Origin of the sequence: Nonomuraea sp. NPDC049784, from assembly GCF_040659615.1 — a bacterium.
Lineage (GTDB): Bacteria > Actinomycetota > Actinomycetes > Streptosporangiales > Streptosporangiaceae > Nonomuraea.
Genome location: NZ_JBFAMX010000938.1, coordinates 1 through 2877 on the forward strand (window position 1 = coordinate 1; position 2877 = coordinate 2877).

Genomic DNA, 2877 nt, shown 5'->3' on the forward strand with positions numbered 1-2877 from the left:
GCCCGCGGGGCCGGGCCGCGGACCGGGCTTGGGACCCGGACGCGGGACTGATGAGGGGACCGGCGCCTGAGCGACGCCGTTACCGGCCTGGCCTTCCGCCGGCCGGGGAGCAGCCTTCGGCGGCTGCGGCTTGTTGGACGGCTGTCCGCCGCCCCTGGAGGGCCCACCCTTCGATGCGCCCAGAGCTTCGGTGAGCCTGCGGACCACCGGCGCCTCGATGGTCGAGGACGCCGAGCGGACGAACTCTCCCATCTCCTGGAGCTTGGCCATGACGACCTTGCTCTCTACGCCGAACTCCTTAGCGAGCTCGTATACCCGGACCTTCGCCACTGCACTCCCTTACTCGGCCCGGGAGGCTGGCTATGCCGTCCGGACCGTCGCTACCTTGACGTCTTCATCGCCGCGTGCTCATCAGGCGCTCATAGCAATCTGACTCCGCCCATCAACTCGGCGTCCTACATGACATTTCGGTGTCTCCTTCCAGGTGCGCTCGCACACGCGAGGCGTCAAGCGGCCCCGGCACGCGAAAAGCGCGCGGGAACGCTCGGCGACGCTCGGCAAGCTCCAGACAGCTCAAGGACGGATGCAGCGATGCACCGCGGCCAGGAAGCCGTCCTCGCAGGTCAGGGACCAGGTGATCCTCGACCCGAACCAGGCGGAGCAGCTCGGACTTAGCCGTGCGAACCCTGCAGCCCACACAGGTGCGCTGTGGAACCGCTTGGCCACCATATTCCAGCTTACCGTGTTGACGCATCTACGGAACCGGCGGCATCTTCGGCCTGTGTGTCGGGCCGGATGTCGATCCGCCACCCTGTGAGTCTCGCGGCGAGCCGGGCGTTCTGGCCCTCTTTCCCGATGGCCAGCGAGAGCTGGTAGTCGGGCACGGTCACCCGCGCGACGCGCCCCTCGAGATCGAGCACCTCGACATGAGAAACACGGGCCGGCGACAGGGCATTCCCCACGAACTCGCCCGGATCCTCCGACCAGTCGATGATGTCGATCTTCTCTCCATGTAGCTCGGTCATCACGTTGCGTACGCGCGAGCCCATCGGCCCGATGCAGGCGCCCTTGGCGTTGACGCCCGGCTTGCGCGACCTCACCGCGATCTTCGTGCGGTGGCCCGCCTCACGCGCCACCGCCGCGATCTCCACGGTGCCGTCGGCGATCTCGGGCACCTCCAGCGCGAAAAGCTTCTTCACCAGCCCGGGATGCGTGCGCGACAGGGTGACGGAGGGGCCCTTGTGACCCTTCTTCACCTGCACGACGTAAGCGCGGATGCGCTCCCCGTGCACGTAGTCCTCGCCGGGGACCTGCTCGGCGTGCGGCAGCACCGCCTCGATCTTGCCGAGGTCGACCAGCACCACGCGCGGGTCCTTGCCCTGCTGGATGACGCCGGAGACCAGCTCGCCCTCGCGGCTGGCGAACTCGCCGAAGTTGATCTCGTCTTCGGCGTCGCGCAGCTGCTGCAGGATGACCTGCTTGGCGGTGGTGGCGGCGATCCTGCTGAAGTTGCTGGGCGTATCGTCGAACTCCCTGACGACCTCGCTGTCCTCGTCGAGCTCGGCCGCCCAGATCGTGACGTGACCGCTGCTCCTGTCGAGCTCGGCGCGCGCCTTGGACGCGGCGCCCTCGGTGCGGAAGTAGGCGATCAGCAGCGCGTCCTCGATCGCCTTGACGACCAGGTCGAAGGAGATGTCCTTTTCCCGCTCCAGGCTGCGCAGGACGCTCATGTCGATGTCCACGACGGCTCCCCCTTAGCCTTCGTCGCCGTCGACGTCGTCGATCCGGCGGAACTCCACCTGTACCCGTCCCCGGGTCAGGTCCTCGTAATCAAGTCTGCGTGCGGTGCCTTCGACATCCATGTCGACACCGGTCTCGTCCGCGGCCAGGATGCGGCCCTCCAGCACGGTGCCGTCTCTCATCTCTGCCTTCACCAGCCGTTTCGCCGCCCGGCGCCAGTGGCGCGGCTCGGTCAGCGGGCGGTCGACACCCGGCGAGGAGACTTCCAGCGTGTAAGCCGACTGGCCCATCGAGTCGTCGCCGTCCAGGGCCGTGGAGACGGCCTGGCTCACCTCGGCCACGTCGTCGAGGCTCACGCCGCCGTCGCGATCGACGATCACGCGCAGCAAGCGTCTCTTGCCTGCCTGGGTGACCGTGACGTCCTCCAGATCGAGGCCCTCCGCGCCGACCACGGGCTCAAGGAGCTTCATCAGGTGGTCGCGGGGTGATGCGCTGCCCATATCGACCTCCCCTATTGTCATGTCTCAGCCGGGCGGACCTCGCCTCTGGCTCCCCGCCGTCTGGCCGCTCAGCCAGCGACGACAGTTGACACCCTATCTGTATGAGGGCACGGAAAGAGCGCCACTCGTCGTGGTCGAATGGCGGAGCGTCGCCTGACAGCGATCCCGGGCACTAGCCCGTACGATGCTACCGATGAGAAAGCTGCCGAATGGACGGCCGCCACGGCATTCATGAGGCGCGGCAGTAGGACGGCAGTCCATAAGCGGCTTTCTTGTCGGTCTGCTCCACAGTCACTGGAGGTCCTAGCCCGTGCGCCCGCGTCACCTCTCCCGGCGAGTCTTGCTGGCGGGCGGAGCGGCCGCTCTCACCGCCTGCAGCGCGTCCGGCCCGCCGCAGCCGTCCGTCAAGGCCTCCGACTCCCCCGAGACCACCCTGCTGAAAGGCCTGATCGCGGAGAAGGAGCGGACGATCGAGCTCTACTCGTCGCTGATCTCGGGCGGGGCGCAGAAGCTGGCCCCGTTCCGGGACCGCCACCAGGCCCATCTGAACGAGTTGCGCAAATATGTCACCGTGGCCTCGTCGGCGCCCGTCACCGCCTCGTCGGCGCCCGTCACCGCCTCGTCGGCGCCCGTCACC

Annotated in this window: 5 protein-coding genes; 1 reads left to right on the forward strand and 4 read right to left on the reverse strand. The window is 67.9% G+C overall.

Annotation, left to right across the window (positions count from 1 at the left end; translation table 11 throughout):
* The 4 genes from AB0J09_RS61320 to rimP form a co-directional block, all read right to left on the reverse strand.
* The coding region (locus AB0J09_RS61320) for a translation initiation factor IF-2 N-terminal domain-containing protein (RefSeq protein ID WP_360713259.1) at positions 1 to 330 on the reverse strand (330 nt) is incomplete at its 3' end.
* Positions 331 to 442: 112 nt separating this feature from the next.
* Positions 443 to 754 carry a YlxR family protein gene (locus tag AB0J09_RS61325; RefSeq protein ID WP_360713260.1) on the reverse strand — a complete coding sequence of 104 codons (312 nt, stop codon included), beginning with the start codon at positions 752 to 754 and terminating at the stop codon, positions 443 to 445.
* Complete coding sequence (nusA, locus tag AB0J09_RS61330; RefSeq protein WP_360713262.1) at positions 738 to 1742, reverse strand: transcription termination factor NusA; 1005 nt, start codon at positions 1740 to 1742, stop codon at positions 738 to 740. The genes AB0J09_RS61325 and nusA overlap by 17 nt, the downstream gene beginning before the upstream one ends.
* A gap of 12 nt (positions 1743 to 1754) precedes the next feature.
* Positions 1755 to 2240 carry a ribosome maturation factor RimP gene (gene rimP / locus AB0J09_RS61335; protein WP_360713264.1) on the reverse strand — a complete coding sequence of 162 codons (486 nt, stop codon included), beginning with the start codon at positions 2238 to 2240 and terminating at the stop codon, positions 1755 to 1757.
* 310 nt (positions 2241 to 2550) lie between these two features.
* Between rimP and AB0J09_RS61340 the strand changes: the two genes are divergently transcribed.
* On the forward strand, positions 2551 to 2877 hold a 327-nt coding region (locus AB0J09_RS61340; RefSeq protein ID WP_360713266.1), incomplete at its 3' end, for a hypothetical protein.